The sequence below is a fragment of the Streptomyces sp. NBC_01445 genome (assembly GCF_035918235.1).
GTDB lineage: Bacteria > Actinomycetota > Actinomycetes > Streptomycetales > Streptomycetaceae > Streptomyces.
Genome location: NZ_CP109485.1, coordinates 5,365,150 through 5,379,896 on the forward strand (window position 1 = coordinate 5,365,150; position 14,747 = coordinate 5,379,896).

The window sequence follows — 14,747 nt, forward strand, 5'->3', positions numbered from 1 at the left end:
GCCTGTTCAAGCCTGGGTCAGCGGTCGAGGATCCGGTCGAACTGCGTGGTGGTGTGCCGCAGATGGGCCACCAGCTCCTCGCCCACCCGGGGTTCGGGGGCGTCGGACGGCACGAAGAGGATCGAGACCTGCATGTGCGGGGGCTCCGCGAACCAGCGCTGCTTACCGCCCCAGACGAACGGCGACAGGTTCCGGTTGACGGTCGCGAGGCCCGCGCGGGCGACGCCCTTGGCGCGCGGCATGACGCCGTGCAGCGCCTTGGGAGCCTCCAGGCCCACGCCGTGCGACGTACCGCCGGCGACGACCACGAGCCAGCCGTCCGAGGCGACCTTCTGCTGGCGGTAACCGAAGCGGTCACCCTTGGCGACGCGGGTCACGTCCAGGATCGCGCCGCGGTACTCGGTAGCGTCGTGGTCGCCCAGCCAGAGCCGCGTTCCGATGCGCGCCCGGAACCGGGTCTGCGGGAACTGCTGCTGAAGGCGGGCGAGTTCCTGGGCCTTGAGATGGCTGACGAACATCGTGTGCAGCGGCAGCCTGGCCGCGCGCAGACGGTCCATCCAGCCGATGACCTCCTCGACGGCGTCGGAGCCGTCGGTGCGGTCCAGGGGCAGGTGGATCGCGAAGCCCTCGAGCCGGACGTCCTCTATGGCGGAGTGGAGCTGGGGCAGTTCCTGCTCGCTCACGCCGTGCCGCTTCATCGAGGACATCACCTCGACGACGACACGGGCGCCGACGAGGCCGTGCACGCCGTCGACGGAGGAGACGGAGCGGATCACACGGTCGGGCAGCGGCACGGGCTCTTCGCCCCGCCGGAACGGGGTCAGGACCAGCAGGTCACCGCTGAACCAGTCCTTGATCCGGGCGGCTTCGTAGGTCGTGCCGACGGCGAGGACGTCCGAGCCGAAGCGGGTGGCCTCGTCCGCGAGCCGTTCATGGCCGAAGCCGTAGCCGTTGCCCTTGCAGACGGGGACTATCCCCGGAAACTGCTCGAGCACGTGCTTGTGGTGTGCCCGCCAGCGCGCGGTGTCGACGTAGAGCGTGAGCGCCATGGCCGGTCCCGGAACCTTTCTCGTGGCTGCGGTGTATCAGAGGTATGAAGAAGCTTTGGAGCTACGTGAATTGTGCAGGGTCCGCCCGGGCCGTGTGGGCCGGGCGGACCGGGAGGGGCTCAGCGCCGCGACATGTAGATGTCGAGGGCCTTGTGCAGCAGCTTGTTGAGCGGGAAGTCCCACTCGCCGAGGTACTCGGCAGCCTGCCCACCGGTGCCCACCTTGAACTGGATCAGACCGAAGAGGTGGTCCGATTCGTCGAGCGAGTCGCTGATGCCGCGCAGGTCGTAGGCCGTCGCGCCGAGCGCGTAGGCGTCACGGAGCATCCGCCACTGCATCGCGTTCGAGGGCCTGACCTCACGGCCGATGTTGTCGGAAGCTCCGTAGGAGTACCAGACGTGCCCCCCGACCACCAGCATCGTCGCCGCCGACAGGTTCACCCCGTTGTGGCGGGCGAAGTACAGCCGCATGCGGTTGGGGTCCTCACTGTTGAGGGCCGTCCACATGCGCTGGAAGTACGACAGCGGGCGCGGCCGGAAGTGGTCGCGCACAGCCGTGATCTCGTAGAGACGCTGCCACTCGGCGAGGTCCTGGTAGCCGCCCTGGACGACCTCGACGCCGGCCTTCTCGGCCTTCTTGATGTTGCGGCGCCACAGCTGGTTGAAGGCCTTGTGCACGTCCTCGAGGGAGCGGTTGGCCAGCGGCACCTGGAAGACGTAGCGGGGCTGTACGTCGCCGAAGCCGGCGCCGCCGTCCTCGCCCTGCTGCCAGCCCATGCGGCGCAGCTTGTCGGCGACCTCGAAGGCGCGCGGCTCGATGAAGTCGGCCTCGATGTCGCGCAGGCGCTTGACGTCCGGGTCCTGGATGCCCTTCTTGATCGATGTGGCCTCCCAGCGCCGGATGATCACCGGCGGGCCCATCTTCACGGAGAAGGCGCCCTGCTGCTTGAGGTGCGCCAGCATCGGACGCATCCAGTCGTCGAGGTTCGGAGCGAACCAGTTGATGACCGGGCCCTCGGGGAGATAGGCGAGATAGCGCTTGATCTTGGGCAGCTGCCGGTACAGGACCAGGCCCGCGCCGACCATCTCGCCGTTTCGCTCGTCGAACCATCCCAGGCTCTCGGAGCGCCACTCCGCCTTCACATCAGCCCATGCCGGGACCTGCATGTGGCTAGCCGAGGGCAGGCTCTGGATGTATGCCAGATGCTGCTCTCGGCTGATGGTCCTCAGGGTCAGGCTCATTCGGGGCGCTCCTCGGGCTGGTGTGTCCCCATGGGTACAAGGGCTCCGGCTCTCGCGCCGAAGCCTACTGCGCCCTGGGAGCGCCCCGAATGGGCCTATGGGAGCTTCGCGGGCCGTCAGCCGATGACACCGCCGAACAGACCCCCGTGGGCCATGCCGATGAAGAGGCCGATCGCGGAGGCGCCGAGGCCCAGGATGAGACCGAAGCGCTCACGCGTCGTCACCGAGATGAACTGGCCGTATGCGGCGGTCAGGACGCCGATCAGCCCCGCCCAGGAGCTGAGCAGGTGGAGGCTGCTGAAGAGCGAAGAGATGATGGCGATCGCCCCGAGAACCATTGCCACCGCGACCAGCGAGTCCTGGAGGGGATGGGGCTTCCCGTCCGTGGCGAGGAGGGATGTCGCGGTGTTGGGTCGCATTGCCTGTGCCATGTGGCACCTCCTGCGGAAGGCGGCGCATCGTAGCGCCATACACACCCGATGTGTACAGATTGTGCCCTCTCGCGGTCGGATTTCAACCGGAAGCCGTGGTGCGGGTAGTCTGTACCGTCTGCACCGGTGTCTGCTCACGCCCTGACCAGGGATCCCCGCCAGCGGGGCCCGATTGTCAGTGGTCGCCGATACCGTTGCGTACGCATCACGACCCTCCTGCCACGGAACGACCGTGGCCGCTGAGTCCAAAGGAGGTGGGTTCCACATGCGTCACTACGAAGTGATGGTCATCCTCGACCCCGATCTCGAGGAGCGCGCTGTCTCCCCGCTGATCGAGAACTTCCTCTCCGTTGTCCGCGAGGCCAACGGAAAGGTTGAGAAGGTCGACACCTGGGGCCGTCGTCGTCTCTCGTACGAGATCAAGAAGAAGCCCGAGGGCATCTACTCGGTCATCGACCTGCAGGCCGAGCCTGCGGTCGTCAAGGAGCTCGACCGCCAGATGAACCTGAACGAGTCGGTCCTCCGGACCAAGGTCCTCCGTCCCGAGACCCACTGAGCTTCCTAGCTCAGCGGCACTCGGGTTTCGAGTAGCAGCAAGCAGCCAGCAGCAAACCCGCCGAGAGGTTCCCCCATGGCAGGCGAGACCGTCATCACGGTCGTAGGCAATCTTGTCGACGACCCCGAGCTGCGCTTCACCCCTTCCGGTGCGGCGGTCGCGAAGTTCCGTGTCGCGTCCACTCCCCGCATCTTCGACAAGCAGACCAATGAGTGGAAGGACGGCGAAGGCCTGTTCCTCACCTGCTCGGTCTGGCGTCAGGCGGCGGAGAACGTCGCGGAGTCGCTCCAGCGAGGCATGCGCGTCATCGTGCAGGGCCGGCTGAAGCAGCGGTCCTACGAGGACCGTGAGGGCGTCAAGCGCACGGTCTACGAGCTGGACGTCGAGGAAGTCGGCGCCAGCCTGAAGAACGCCACGGCCAAGGTCACCAAGACCACCGGTCGCGGTGGCCAGGGCGGATACGGCGGCGGTGGCGGCGGCCAGCAGGGCGGCGGCAACTGGGGCGGTGGCTCCGGTGGCGGTCAGCAGCAGGGTGGCGGCGGCGGTGCTCCCGCCGACGACCCCTGGGCGACCGGTGCGCCGGCCGGCGGCGGCCAGCAGGGCGGCGGAGGCGGCTGGGGCGGAAGCTCCGGCGGTTCCTCCTCCGGCGGCGGCTACTCGGACGAGCCCCCCTTCTAGGCCTCAGGGCCAAGAGGTGGGCCGTACCCACACTTCTTGATCACACAGGAGAAACACCATGGCGAAGCCGCCTGTGCGCAAGCCTAAGAAGAAGGTCTGCGCTTTCTGCAAGGACAAGGTCACGTACGTGGACTACAAGGACACGAACATGCTGCGGAAGTTCATTTCCGACCGCGGCAAGATCCGTGCCCGCCGCGTGACCGGCAACTGCACGCAGCACCAGCGTGACGTCGCCACGGCCGTGAAGAACAGCCGTGAGATGGCGCTGCTGCCCTACACGTCCACCGCGCGATAAGGAAAGGGTGACTGAAGAATGAAGATCATCCTGACCCACGAGGTCTCTGGCCTCGGCACCGCCGGTGACGTCGTCGACGTCAAGGACGGGTACGCCCGCAACTACCTGGTCCCGCGTGGTTTCGCGATCCGCTGGACCAAGGGTGGCGAGCAGGACGTGGCGCAGATCCGCCGCGCCCGCAAGATCCACGAGATCGCGACCATCGAGCAGGCCAACGAGATCAAGGCCCGCCTCGAGGGTGTCAAGGTCCGCCTGGCCGTCCGCTCCGGCGACGCCGGTCGTCTCTTCGGTTCCGTCACCCCGGCCGACGTCGCTTCGGCGATCGAGGCTGCCGGTGGTCCGAAGATCGACAAGCGCCGCGTCGAGCTGGGCTCGCCGATCAAGACGCTGGGCGCCCACGAGACGTCCGTGCGTCTGCACCCCGAGGTTGCCGCCAAGGTCAGCGTCGAGGTCGTCTCCGCCTAAGCACTGCGCTTGGCAGAGCTGAAGCAAACGTTGGGCCGCACCCCTCGGGGTGCGGCCCAACGCGTTTCACGGTCACCGTTTCACGTGAAACCGGGTCAGCGCGTGGCGCCCGTGACGATCCAACGGCCCGAGCGCGAGCGCAGCCACAGGGTCACCATCCGCACGGTCATCATCAAAGTCATCGCGCCCCACAGCGCGGTGAGCCCTCCGCCGAAGGCCGGCACCAGCAGGGCAACCGGCGTGAAGACCGCCAGGGTCACGAGCATCGCCCAGGCGAGATACGGACCGTCTCCCGCTCCCATCAGGACCCCGTCGAGAACGAAGACGATGCCGCAGATGGGCTGGGACAGCGCGACCATCAGGAGAGCGGGCAGTGCCACGTTCTGCACCACCTGATCATTCGTGAACAGTGGAATGAAGAGCGGTCGGGAGACGATCACCAGGAGTCCGAGGACGACTCCCGCGGCGATGCCCCACTGCACCATGCGGCGGCAGGCATCCCGTGCGCCCTGGGCGTCGTCCGCTCCGAGGTAGCGCCCGATGATGGCTTGGCCCGCGATGGCGATGGCGTCGAGGGCGAAGGCCAGCAGGCTCCACAGGGAGATGATGATCTGGTGCGCGGCGATGTCCGCGTCGCCGAGCCGGGCCGCAACAGCGGTGGCGATCATGAGGATGGCGCGCAGCGAGAGGGTGCGGACGAGCAGCGGCACGCCTGCCTGGACGCAGGCTCGTATCCCGGCGGCGTCGGGACGCAGGGAAGCGCCGTGACGACGGGCCCCGCGTACGACGACGAAAAGGTAGACGGCGGCCATGGCGACCTGGGCGATGACGGTGCCCCAGGCGGATCCTGCGATGCCCAGGCCGGCGCCGTAGACGAGCCCCGCGTTGAGCGCGCCGTTGGCGACGAAGCCTCCGACCGCGACATAGAGCGGGGTCTTGGTGTCTTGGAGGCCACGCAGGACTCCTGTCGCGGCGAGGACGACGAGCATCGCGGGGATGCCGAGCGAGGAGATCCGCAGATAGGTGATCGCGTAGGGCGCCGCGGTGTGCGAGGCGCCGAAGAGCTCGACGAGCGCGGGAGCGGTGGGAAGGACAATGGCGATGACCGCGGCGCCGAGCAGGAGGGCGAGCCAGATCCCGTCCATGCCCTGACGGATCGCGGACTGCAGATCTCCGGCGCCGACGCGGCGGGCCACCGCGGCCGTGGTCGCGTAGGCCAGAAAGACGAAGACGCTGACGGCGGTCATCAGGAGCGACGAGGCGACAGCGAGGCCGGCCAGCTGGGAGGTGCCCAGATGGCCGACGATGGCGCTGTCGGCCATCACGAAAAGAGGCTCGGCGACGAGCGCGCCGAAGGCGGGGACGGCCAGCGCGACGATCTCGCGGTCATGCCGACGCCGGGCGGTCTTGGTCGCCGCGGGAGCCTGTGTCATGAGCACCAATGTAATCTTCCACAGGTAAGAGATGCAACCGCCTTTGAGTCCTTACTTCTGTGCCTCTCGGGCGTGGCGTCACGCACCGTTTACAGCGATCTTGGGCTGACCGGGAAAGTATTTTTCCTGCACAGCCGGTGGACGGGAACGTCGCAGGTCAGGCACGTTTCTGCACGTCTCTTGAGGGCTTGTTCACAGGGCTGTCCACCGTGTCGTGCACAGGTTTTGCGGAGTTCTCCACAGCGAGAGGCCCTTCATCCACACCGCCTGTGGATAACCAGATTGGCTGAAGGTGCCGAGGGGCCTACCGTGGTGCGGCGCCCGCCACGATTTCAGGCCTCGGAAACGTCATGAACCGACGCCTCAGAACCGGAGTCGGGTCCCCATATTTGTCAGTGTCGTGCCGTAAGAAAGAGGGCACGGCGAGGTCCGCCCGGCGGACTGGAGGAGGTGGCCCGGTGAGTATCTCCGAGCCTTTGGACGACCCCTGGGCCGACAGCGGTCCCAGTGACCGTCTGCCTGCCTCCCGCCAGCGTGGCAGTGGCGGGCGGGGGCGCGAGGAGCAGCACGACCGCGGTGGCGACGGCGGCTGGGACGACGGAGCTCCGTCCTTCGAGCGAGTACCGCCCCAGGACCTCGATGCCGAGCAGTCCGTCCTCGGCGGCATGCTCCTGTCGAAGGACGCCATCGCCGACGTCGTCGAGGTGATCAAGGGCCACGACTTCTACCGCCCCGCGCACGAAACGATCTTCACCGCGGTTCTCGACCTGTATGCGAAGGGCGAGCCGGCCGACCCGATCACGGTCGCGGCCGAGCTCACCAAGCGTGGCGAGATCACCAAGGTCGGTGGCGCATCGTATCTGCACACCCTCGTCCAGACGGTTCCGACGGCGGCGAACGCCGAGTACTACGCCGAGATCGTCCATGAGCGTGCGGTCCTGCGCAGGCTCGTCGAGGCGGGCACGCGCATCACGCAGATGGGATACGCGGCCGACGGCGACGTCGACGAGATCGTGAACAGTGCGCAGGCCGAGATCTACGCGGTCACCGAGCAGCGCACCAGCGAGGACTACCTCCCGCTCGGCGACATCATGGAGGGCGCGCTCGACGAGATCGAGGCGATCGGCTCCCGCAGCGGCGAGATGACCGGTGTGCCCACCGGGTTCACCGACTTCGACTCCCTGACGAACGGCCTGCACCCCGGCCAGATGATCGTCATCGCTGCCCGTCCCGCCATGGGTAAGTCCACGTTGGCGCTCGACTTCGCCCGGGCCGCGTCGATCAAGCACAACCTGCCCAGCGTCATCTTCTCCCTGGAAATGGGCCGGAACGAGATCGCGATGCGTCTGCTGTCCGCGGAGGCGCGGGTCGCGCTGCACCACATGCGCTCCGGCACCATGACGGACGAGGACTGGACCCGGCTCGCGCGCCGGATGCCCGAGGTCTCGGCGGCGCCGCTCTACATCGACGACTCGCCGAACCTGTCGATGATGGAGATCCGCGCGAAGTGCCGTCGCCTCAAGCAGCGCAATGACATCAAGCTCGTGATCATCGACTATCTGCAGCTGATGCAGGCCGGTGGTTCGAAGCGCTCCGAGAGCCGTCAGCAGGAGGTCTCGGACATGTCGCGAAACCTGAAGCTGCTGGCCAAGGAGCTGGAAGTGCCGGTCATCGCGCTCTCCCAGCTGAACCGTGGCCCCGAGCAGCGCACGGACAAGAAGCCGATGGTGTCCGACCTGCGTGAATCCGGCTCGATCGAGCAGGACGCGGACATGGTGATCCTGCTGCACCGTGAGGACGCCTACGAGAAGGAGTCACCCCGCGCCGGCGAGGCGGACATCATCGTGGGCAAGCACCGTAACGGTCCGACGGCAACGATCACGGTCGCCTTCCAGGGTCACTACTCGCGCTTCGTGGACATGGCGCAGACCTGATCCCGTACGACCCGCTCCCGCACGACCGCAACCGCACGGCATGGACGTGCGACCTGGAGCTGTCGGCCTAAAAGCGGTCGACGCCTGGCGGCCGGCAGGGTGGACTTGGGGCATGACGTCATCCCCTGAAGAGCTGCTGCCCACGACGCGCCGAGCCCTCTTGCGCCACATTGCCACCGCGCAGGCGGAAGGCCGTTCCCCTTCGCTGGTGGCCGCGGTCGTTCGCGACGGTGAGCTGGTGTGGAGCGGCGGGCGCACCTGTGTGGACGGGCATGCTCCGGACGAGCACGTGCAGTACCGGATCGGCTCGATCACCAAGACGTTCACAGCCGTGCTGGTGCTGAGGCTGCGGGACGAGGGAGTGCTCGACCTCGGGGACCCGTTGGAGAAGCATCTGCCGGGCACCGGCGCCGGCCAGGTCACCATCGCCGAACTTCTGGCGCACACCAGTGGGTTGGCGGCCGAGACTCCTGGTCCTTGGTGGGAGCGTTCGTCGTCCTCGCTGCGTCCCGAGCTCGCCGATGTGCTGGGCGAGAAGCCGTTCAGGCATCCGGTCGGCAAACAGCATCACTACTCCAACCCCGGCTACACGTTGCTGGGTTCGCTGGTCGAGGCGTTGCGCGGTGCTCCGTGGGAGGACGTCCTGCGTCGTGAGGTCCTGGAGCCGCTCGGTCTGGACCGGACGAGTGGGCAGCCGCAGGCCCCGCATGCCGGTGGCTGGGCCGTGCATCCCTGGGCCGATGTGATGATGCCGGAGCCCGCGGAGGATCTGGGTCTGATGGCTCCTGCCGGGCAACTCTGGTCGACGGCAGCGGACTTGGGGCGGTTCGCCGTGTTCCTGATGGAGGGCGACGACCGGGTTCTGAGATCGCAGTCCGTACGCGAGATGCGCACGCCCGCCGCGCCCACGCTGTCGGGGGACTGGGACTCCTCGTACGGCCTCGGTCTTCAGCTGGTACGGCGGGATGGCCGGGTGCTGGCCGGACACGGTGGTTCGCTGCCCGGGTTTGTGGCGGGTCTGTGGCTGAGCGAGGAGGACGGTCTGGCCGCGGTCACGCTCGCCAACTGCACGTCGGGCGTGCCCGCATCGACGGTCAGCACGGACCTTCTCCGTATCGTCGCCGAGGCCGAGCCGCGCATCCCCGAGCCGTGGCGGCCCCTGCCGGACGTCGATGCAACGGTGCTGGAGCTCGCCGGGCCCTGGTACTGGGGTACGCAGAGCACGGTGCTGCGGCTGACGGCCGACGGGGGAGTCTCGCTCGGACCGCTGACGGGTGGGGCGCGGGACTCGCGATTCCGCCCGAACGGCGACGGCACCTGGACCGGGCTGGACGGCTACTACGCGGGGGAACTCTTGCGCGTCGAGCGCCGGACCGGCGGGTCGGTGAGCCATCTCGATCTCGGATCGTTCGTCTTCACGCGTGAGCCGTACGAGAAGGGGGCACCGGTTCCCGGCGGCGTGGACCCGGAGGGCTGGCGAGGGCTTCCCCGGTCCTAGCCGGTCTTGTTCCCAGTCAGGATCGCTCCCGTCCGGCCTGGTTCCTGGTCGGGATGCTGAAAGGGCCGGGTGGTCGTCTGTTTCACGTGAAACAGACGACCACCCGGCCCCTCGGTGTTGTCAGAGCTGGAGCTTGAAGCCCACATGTGAGGCTTCGAAACCCAGTCGCTCGTAGAAGCGATGGGCGTCGCTCCGGGTGGCGTCGGAGGTCAGCTGCACCAACTGGCAGTTCTGACGGCGGGATTCATCCACGGCCCACTCGATGAGCAACGTGCCGAGCCCGCTGCCACGCTCGTCCGCGTGGATGCGGACGCCCTCGATGATCGAGCGCGTGGAGCCCTTCCGGGAGAGCCCGGGGATGACGGTGAGCTGAAGGGTGCCGACAGTGCGCCCCTCGCGCACGGCGACGGTCAGGTGCTGGTTGGGGTCCCCGGCGATGCGCGCGTGCGCCTCCAGGTATGGCGTGAGGTCGTCCGGGGACTCGCGGCGGGCGCCCAGGGGGTCGTCCGCCAGCATCTCCACGATGGCCGGGATGTCGGCGGCCACGGCAGGCCGTATCTCAAGATCTCCCATGGCCGCAGCCTACGCGGCCATGGTGTCGTCAGTCCTTGACCGCCCGGCGCCGGGCGTCCCCCGGCCTTTCGAGGTGACGGCTCAGGCGGGGACGCGTACGGCTTCCACCGCGCGGACCAGCGGGGCGAGTTCGGGGTTCCTGGCCGCCTCGTCGAGTGCCTCGCGCAGGGCGGTGTCATTGGTGGGCCGCGCATCGGCGAGCAGAGCCAGCCCCGTCTCGCTCACGTCCGTGTAGATGCCGCGACGGTCGGTGGGGCAGAGGTAGCGGGCGAGCAGACCGCGGTCCTCCAGACGCGTCACCAGGCGCGTGGTGGCGCTCTGGCTGAGGACAACGGCGTCCGCGACCTGCTTCATCTGCAGGTGACCGCCTTCACCGTCGTGCTGGCGGCTGAGGACATCGAGCAGCGAGTACTCCCGCACGCTCAGGTCGTGCTTGGCCTGCAGGGCGCGCTCGATGTGGGTCTCGATCTTCCCGTGGAGCAGGGAGAGGGCGCACCAGCCCTGGGCCAGGGCGATGAGTGCGGGGTCTGTGGCGGTCATGGCTCTAGTTCCTCCGTCCCGAAGCGGCTGAACCCAGGATAGTCCACACGTGAAATTGTCGGCGCTTGCAAGTAATGCGCGTCTGCAAGTATTGTGAACGCACGCAAAGCGCATCTGCAACAGTCTGGGAAGGTGAACCCTATGCCTCTCGCGCTTCTGGCTCTCGCGATCGGGGCCTTCGGGATCGGAACCACGGAATTCGTGATCATGGGGCTGCTCCCCGAGGTCGCGGGTGACTTCGGCGTCTCCATCCCCACGGCCGGATTTCTGGTCACCGGCTACGCCCTCGGCGTCATGTTCGGTGCCCCCCTCATGACGATTCTGGGCACCCGCATCTCGCGCAAGCGGATGCTGCTGCTCTTGATGGGCCTGTTCATCCTGGGCAACGTGCTCTCCGCGGTGGCGCCTGTCTTCCTCGTCATGGTGATCGGCCGCGTGGTCGCCTCACTCGCGCACGGCGCCTTCTTCGGAATCGGCGCAGTTGTCGCGGCCGAGCTGGTCGCCCCCGAGAAGAAGGCCGGAGCCATCGCCATGATGTTCACCGGCCTGACCGTCGCCAACGTCGTCGGCGTGCCCCTGGGCACGCTCATCGGCCAGAGCGTCGGCTGGCGCGTCACCTTCGTGGCCGTTGCGGCGCTCGGAGTCGTCGGACTGCTCGGCATCGCCAAGCTCGTCCCCGACATGCCCAAGGCCGAAGGCGTCCACCTGCGGCACGAACTCGCCGCCTTCAAGAACGTCCAGGTCCTGCTGGCGATGGCCATGACCGTGCTCGGGTTCGGAGGAGTCTTCGCCGCCATCACTTACATCGCACCGATGATGACGAACGTCGCCGGTTACGCCGACACGTCGGTGACCTGGCTCCTCGTCCTGTTCGGCCTCGGCATGGTCGCCGGCAACCTGATCGGCGGCAAGTTCGCCGACCGCAAGCTCATGCCGATGCTGTACGTCGCACTGAGCGGGTTGGCCGTCGTGCTGGCTCTGTTCACGCTGACCGCCCACAACAAGGTCCTGGCGGCGATCTCGATCGCGCTGATCGGCGCTCTCGGTTTCGCCACGGTGCCGCCGCTGCAGAAGCGGGTCCTCGACCAGGCCCACGGCGCCCCCACGCTGGCCTCCGCGGTCAACATCGGCGCCTTCAACCTCGGCAACGCTCTCTCGGCCTGGCTCGGCGGCATCGTCATCGCGGCCGGCCTCGGCTACACGGCCCCCAACTGGGTCGGCGCTGTCCTCGCCGCCGCCGCACTCGTCCTGGCCGTTGTGTCCTCCGGCCTTGAGCGCCAGTCCAAGGCCTCGAACCCGGTCGTCGCAAACGCGACTCCCGAAGGCGCCCGGCAGGCGGAACCCGCTCATAGCTGAGCGGCCCTCAGACCCTCATTTCACCCCCACCCCAGGGGCCAGCGTCGTCCCCGCACCCGTTCCACCGCACATCCCCGCAAGGAGAAACCCTTCATGAGCACCACCACGGCTGTCGCACCGCTGACCATCCAGGACGCGGAGATCCTCGTGACCGCCGCCCGTCGTGCGGCCGAGTCCGCCGGAGTGAACGTCAGCGTCACCGTCCTCGACGCCGGCGGACACCTGCTCGCCTTCCGGCGCGACGACCGGGCCGTGCTGATCTCAGGCGAGACCAGCACCCGCAAGGCGTACACCGCCCTCCAGCTGAACGCGCCGACCGCGGACCTCGTCGAGCTGGTCAAGCCGGACGGTCCGTTCCACAGCCTGCCCACCGCTTTGGACCGGCCGTTGCTCTTCATCGCGGGCGGCATCCCCGTCCACCGCGACAGTCACCTCATCGGCGCGGTCGGTGTCGGCGGCGGCGCACCGGAGCAGGACCACGGGTTCGCCACGGCAGCCGTGGCAGAGCTCGTCTGATGCTCAACGAGGCCTGAGCGCGACGCGCCTCCCCACACAGAAGTCCGCCCCTGGATGCCGTGATCCCACGGTGTTCAGGGGTGGACTTCACCGCATGCGCTGCCCGGTCAGGTCAGCCCGCGGCGACCGTCAGGGGCGCGAAACGGCGCGTCCAGTCGCCGGGGAGGTCGGGGGCGCCGTAGGTCATCACGGCGTTGAAGGCCTGGGACTCCACCCCCCGTTCCTTGATCCACGCCAGCAGTTCCTCATGGCGCACGTCGATGTCGGTACGCAGGGGGCGATCCGTACCGGCGGCGAGCGAGGTGACGAGAGCCTTCGCCGTCTCGGTGTCGCGGGCGATCAGCGGGCCGATGACATGGGTGTCCATGTTGGGCCAGGCGGCCGCGAAGCCGATGAGTTCGCCTCCGTCCTCGGCCACGCACAACTGGTCTGCGAAAGCCGGGAGTCGGGTCAGGACGTGGGTGCGGTCGAGGCCGAAGACCTCTGCGTCCAGGTGGAGCATGGCCGAGAGATCCTCAGCGGTCGCGGCGCGCGTGGCCACGGACGGCGTCGGTCCACCGGGGGTGAAGTGTCCCCGCACCATCTCCGCACGCCCGGTGACCTTGAAGCCCAGCCCTTCGTAGAGCGGGCGGCCGTACGGGGTCGCGTGCAGGGTGAGCGGTGTGGGGTCCGCCTGCTCGGCGACGTACTGCATGAGGCGGCGGCCGATGCCGCGGCGAGCGTGGCGTTCGGCGACGAGCACCATGCCGATGGCGCACAGCGCGGGCCGGCTCGGCGGGCCGTAGTCGGTCACCACGCAGGCGCTCACCAGGCCCCCGTCGGGGTCGTCGATGCCGTAGCCGGTGCCGGCCGCGAGCAGTAGGCCCCACTTGTGTTCCTCGCGGGGCCAGCCGCGGTCCTCGGAGAGATCGGCGCACGCCGTGAGGTCGCGCGGGGTGAGCCGGCGGATGGGCAGATCGGAGAGGAGAGGTGTCGACACGCAGGTCAGGCTGACTGACGCAGCCGGTCCGCGTCCACCGCTTTGCGGGCAGCATGCTGCTTTCGGCCACGTCGTGTCAGTCCCCATGGCTTGAGCACCGAGATCACCGTCATGAAGAGATAGGCGGTCAGGGAGACGATGGGGCCGGCTACCAGATCGCTCGGCCGGGGCAGCGGAGTACCTGCCATGACCGTCGCGACCGCGGCGTTGACGCCGGGACGCAACGCGAAGATCGAGGCGGCGGTTGTGGCGAGCGTGAGCCAGAACTTGGCATAGACCCAGCGGTGCCGGGCGAGGCCCCAGGGGGTGCCCAGTGACAGCAGCAGGCCGCTCAGCAGAGTGAGCAGAGCGAGCGGGATCACCAGCCAGTCCGTGAAGACCTTCATGGCGCGGCAGGCGGCCTCGACCATCGGGTCGGAACCCGTGGTGATCGCCGTGACGGCGAGCGCGAGCAGGCCGAGTGTGAGCCCCAGCCAGCAAGCGGAGGACGTCACATGGACGACGAGGGTGGCCCGGCGAGCGGGACGGCGAAGTTTCACGTGAAACACCGTGCCGGGAGTGCCCCCTCGAGGGCGTCCGACAGAGGGAGTAACCCCGGGTACTAGCCTCGGCGTACATGGCGAGACTGCATCTCTTCGATCTGGACGGAAGCGCTGCTGCACGGGACGTCGGTGCCCGTGGAAATCTCGCGTCAACTGGGGCTCGAGGCCGAGATGGTGGCCCTGGACCGTGAGATCGGCGCGCAGCGCATCGGACCGCCGGAGTACGCGCGGCGGGTGCATGCCCTGCTCAGCACCGCGGCGAAGGTGAAGATCGCGGACCGGCTCTGTGAAAAGTTCGGGGTGTCACGGGCCGCTTGCATGGCCTGCGGCGACTCGTTCTCCGATGGGAGCTGTTCGGCGTCGTGACGGTATCGGTTGCGATCAATGTGGATCAGCACGTCGCGGGTCTGGCGACGCACTCGTACGCCGGCCGCGATCTGCGGGAGGCATGCGAATTGGTGCGGCACGCCCGCTAATTGAGGGATTGCCGGGGCATATCCCCTGTCGAATTCCTTGCAGGGCAAGGGGGACTTGTGCGTTTGGTGGGTGCCGGTATGGTCGACTCCGGTCCGAGGCTACCGCGCTCGGCGCAGCCCGGGCCATGCACGCAGGCCAAGTAGACAGCCTAACGGGACGGAGAGATCAAAGACCTGCTATTTCC

16 protein-coding genes and 1 pseudogene are annotated in these 14,747 nt (G+C 68.0%); 9 read left to right on the top strand and 8 right to left on the bottom strand.

The features are described 5' to 3' along the window. Positions 1 to 17 precede the first annotated feature (17 nt). The 3 genes from OG574_RS24455 to OG574_RS24465 form a co-directional block, all read right to left on the bottom strand. The gene (locus OG574_RS24455) at positions 18 to 1,049 is read right to left on the bottom strand and encodes an alanine racemase (protein ID WP_326774958.1); all 1,032 of its coding nucleotides are present in this window, start codon (positions 1,047 to 1,049) and stop codon (positions 18 to 20) included. Positions 1,050 to 1,168: 119 nt separating this feature from the next. Beyond that, a complete protein-coding gene (gene femX, locus OG574_RS24460) occupies positions 1,169 to 2,290 on the bottom strand; it encodes a peptidoglycan bridge formation glycyltransferase FemX (protein WP_326774959.1) in 1,122 nt (373 codons plus the stop codon). A gap of 116 nt (positions 2,291 to 2,406) precedes the next feature. Further along, positions 2,407 to 2,721 carry a hypothetical protein gene (locus OG574_RS24465; RefSeq protein WP_100597204.1) on the bottom strand — a complete coding sequence of 105 codons (315 nt, stop codon included), beginning with the start codon at positions 2,719 to 2,721 and terminating at the stop codon, positions 2,407 to 2,409. Positions 2,722 to 2,986: 265 nt separating this feature from the next. Here OG574_RS24465 and rpsF point away from each other — a divergent pair, with 265 nt between their 5' ends. From rpsF to rplI, 4 genes are all read left to right on the top strand, one after another. After that, positions 2,987 to 3,277, top strand: a complete 291-nt coding sequence (gene rpsF / locus OG574_RS24470; protein ID WP_052578287.1) for a 30S ribosomal protein S6 — start codon at positions 2,987 to 2,989, stop codon at positions 3,275 to 3,277. A 75-nt stretch (positions 3,278 to 3,352) separates the two neighbouring features. Then, positions 3,353 to 3,955 carry a single-stranded DNA-binding protein gene (locus OG574_RS24475; RefSeq protein ID WP_326774960.1) on the top strand — a complete coding sequence of 201 codons (603 nt, stop codon included), beginning with the start codon at positions 3,353 to 3,355 and terminating at the stop codon, positions 3,953 to 3,955. Between the two features lie 58 nt (positions 3,956 to 4,013). Then, a complete protein-coding gene (gene rpsR / locus OG574_RS24480; protein WP_003949403.1) occupies positions 4,014 to 4,250 on the top strand; it encodes a 30S ribosomal protein S18 in 237 nt (78 codons plus the stop codon). An 18-nt stretch (positions 4,251 to 4,268) separates the two neighbouring features. Beyond that, complete coding sequence (gene rplI / locus OG574_RS24485; RefSeq protein ID WP_100597202.1) at positions 4,269 to 4,715, top strand: 50S ribosomal protein L9; 447 nt, start codon at positions 4,269 to 4,271, stop codon at positions 4,713 to 4,715. A 95-nt stretch (positions 4,716 to 4,810) separates the two neighbouring features. Here the strand turns inward: rplI and OG574_RS24490 are convergent, their stop codons facing one another. Continuing rightward, the gene (locus tag OG574_RS24490) at positions 4,811 to 6,148 is read right to left on the bottom strand and encodes an MATE family efflux transporter (RefSeq protein ID WP_326774961.1); all 1,338 of its coding nucleotides are present in this window, start codon (positions 6,146 to 6,148) and stop codon (positions 4,811 to 4,813) included. A 458-nt stretch (positions 6,149 to 6,606) separates the two neighbouring features. On the opposite strand from OG574_RS24490, the gene dnaB reads away from it, so the two are divergent. Together dnaB and OG574_RS24500 are read left to right on the top strand one after the other, a co-directional pair. Next, positions 6,607 to 8,082, top strand: coding sequence for a replicative DNA helicase (dnaB, locus tag OG574_RS24495; protein WP_266672310.1), 1,476 nt, complete (start codon positions 6,607 to 6,609; stop codon positions 8,080 to 8,082). Between the two features lie 112 nt (positions 8,083 to 8,194). Next, the gene (locus tag OG574_RS24500) at positions 8,195 to 9,580 is read left to right on the top strand and encodes a serine hydrolase domain-containing protein (RefSeq protein WP_326774962.1); all 1,386 of its coding nucleotides are present in this window, start codon (positions 8,195 to 8,197) and stop codon (positions 9,578 to 9,580) included. Between the two features lie 120 nt (positions 9,581 to 9,700). Here OG574_RS24500 and OG574_RS24505 read toward each other — a convergent pair whose 3' ends face one another. Together OG574_RS24505 and OG574_RS24510 are read right to left on the bottom strand one after the other, a co-directional pair. Further along, positions 9,701 to 10,153 (bottom strand): GNAT family N-acetyltransferase, encoded by a 453-nt coding sequence (locus OG574_RS24505; RefSeq protein ID WP_326774963.1) that lies wholly within the window; start codon positions 10,151 to 10,153, stop codon positions 9,701 to 9,703. 81 nt (positions 10,154 to 10,234) lie between these two features. Next, on the bottom strand, positions 10,235 to 10,693 hold the full coding sequence (locus OG574_RS24510; RefSeq protein ID WP_100597198.1) for a MarR family winged helix-turn-helix transcriptional regulator: 459 nt from the start codon (positions 10,691 to 10,693) through the stop codon (positions 10,235 to 10,237). Positions 10,694 to 10,834: 141 nt separating this feature from the next. On the opposite strand from OG574_RS24510, the gene OG574_RS24515 reads away from it, so the two are divergent. Both OG574_RS24515 and OG574_RS24520 read left to right on the top strand, forming a co-directional pair. Continuing rightward, on the top strand, positions 10,835 to 12,049 hold the full coding sequence (locus OG574_RS24515) for an MFS transporter (RefSeq protein WP_326774964.1): 1,215 nt from the start codon (positions 10,835 to 10,837) through the stop codon (positions 12,047 to 12,049). Positions 12,050 to 12,142: 93 nt separating this feature from the next. Next, positions 12,143 to 12,565 (top strand): GlcG/HbpS family heme-binding protein, encoded by a 423-nt coding sequence (locus tag OG574_RS24520; protein ID WP_326774965.1) that lies wholly within the window; start codon positions 12,143 to 12,145, stop codon positions 12,563 to 12,565. A 112-nt stretch (positions 12,566 to 12,677) separates the two neighbouring features. Here OG574_RS24520 and OG574_RS24525 read toward each other — a convergent pair whose 3' ends face one another. Both OG574_RS24525 and OG574_RS24530 read right to left on the bottom strand, forming a co-directional pair. Then, a complete protein-coding gene (locus tag OG574_RS24525) occupies positions 12,678 to 13,544 on the bottom strand; it encodes a GNAT family N-acetyltransferase (protein ID WP_326774966.1) in 867 nt (288 codons plus the stop codon). Positions 13,545 to 13,549: 5 nt separating this feature from the next. Next, the gene (locus tag OG574_RS24530; protein WP_326774967.1) at positions 13,550 to 14,083 is read right to left on the bottom strand and encodes a DUF2269 domain-containing protein; all 534 of its coding nucleotides are present in this window, start codon (positions 14,081 to 14,083) and stop codon (positions 13,550 to 13,552) included. 77 nt (positions 14,084 to 14,160) lie between these two features. Here OG574_RS24530 and OG574_RS24535 point away from each other — a divergent pair. Then, a pseudogene (locus tag OG574_RS24535) lies at positions 14,161 to 14,562 on the top strand (HAD hydrolase family protein). Positions 14,563 to 14,747: the final 185 nt, after the last annotated feature.

Excerpts from the sequence above, each read along its gene's own strand:
- OG574_RS24510 (WP_100597198.1), bottom strand. The coding sequence starts at position 10,693 with ATGACCGCCACAGACCCCGCACTCATCGCCCTGGCCCAGGGCTGGTGC.
- rpsF (WP_052578287.1), top strand. The coding sequence starts at position 2,987 with ATGCGTCACTACGAAGTGATGGTCATCCTCGACCCCGATCTCGAGGAG.
- OG574_RS24505 (WP_326774963.1), bottom strand. The coding sequence starts at position 10,153 with ATGGGAGATCTTGAGATACGGCCTGCCGTGGCCGCCGACATCCCGGCC.
- OG574_RS24515 (WP_326774964.1), top strand. The coding sequence starts at position 10,835 with ATGCCTCTCGCGCTTCTGGCTCTCGCGATCGGGGCCTTCGGGATCGGA.
- OG574_RS24475 (WP_326774960.1), top strand. The coding sequence starts at position 3,353 with ATGGCAGGCGAGACCGTCATCACGGTCGTAGGCAATCTTGTCGACGAC.
- OG574_RS24465 (WP_100597204.1), bottom strand. The coding sequence starts at position 2,721 with ATGGCACAGGCAATGCGACCCAACACCGCGACATCCCTCCTCGCCACG.
- OG574_RS24520 (WP_326774965.1), top strand. The coding sequence starts at position 12,143 with ATGAGCACCACCACGGCTGTCGCACCGCTGACCATCCAGGACGCGGAG.
- rpsR (WP_003949403.1), top strand. The coding sequence starts at position 4,014 with ATGGCGAAGCCGCCTGTGCGCAAGCCTAAGAAGAAGGTCTGCGCTTTC.
- OG574_RS24455 (WP_326774958.1), bottom strand. The coding sequence starts at position 1,049 with ATGGCGCTCACGCTCTACGTCGACACCGCGCGCTGGCGGGCACACCAC.
- rplI (WP_100597202.1), top strand. The coding sequence starts at position 4,269 with ATGAAGATCATCCTGACCCACGAGGTCTCTGGCCTCGGCACCGCCGGT.
- femX (WP_326774959.1), bottom strand. The coding sequence starts at position 2,290 with ATGAGCCTGACCCTGAGGACCATCAGCCGAGAGCAGCATCTGGCATAC.
- OG574_RS24490 (WP_326774961.1), bottom strand. The coding sequence starts at position 6,148 with ATGACACAGGCTCCCGCGGCGACCAAGACCGCCCGGCGTCGGCATGAC.
- OG574_RS24500 (WP_326774962.1), top strand. The coding sequence starts at position 8,195 with ATGACGTCATCCCCTGAAGAGCTGCTGCCCACGACGCGCCGAGCCCTC.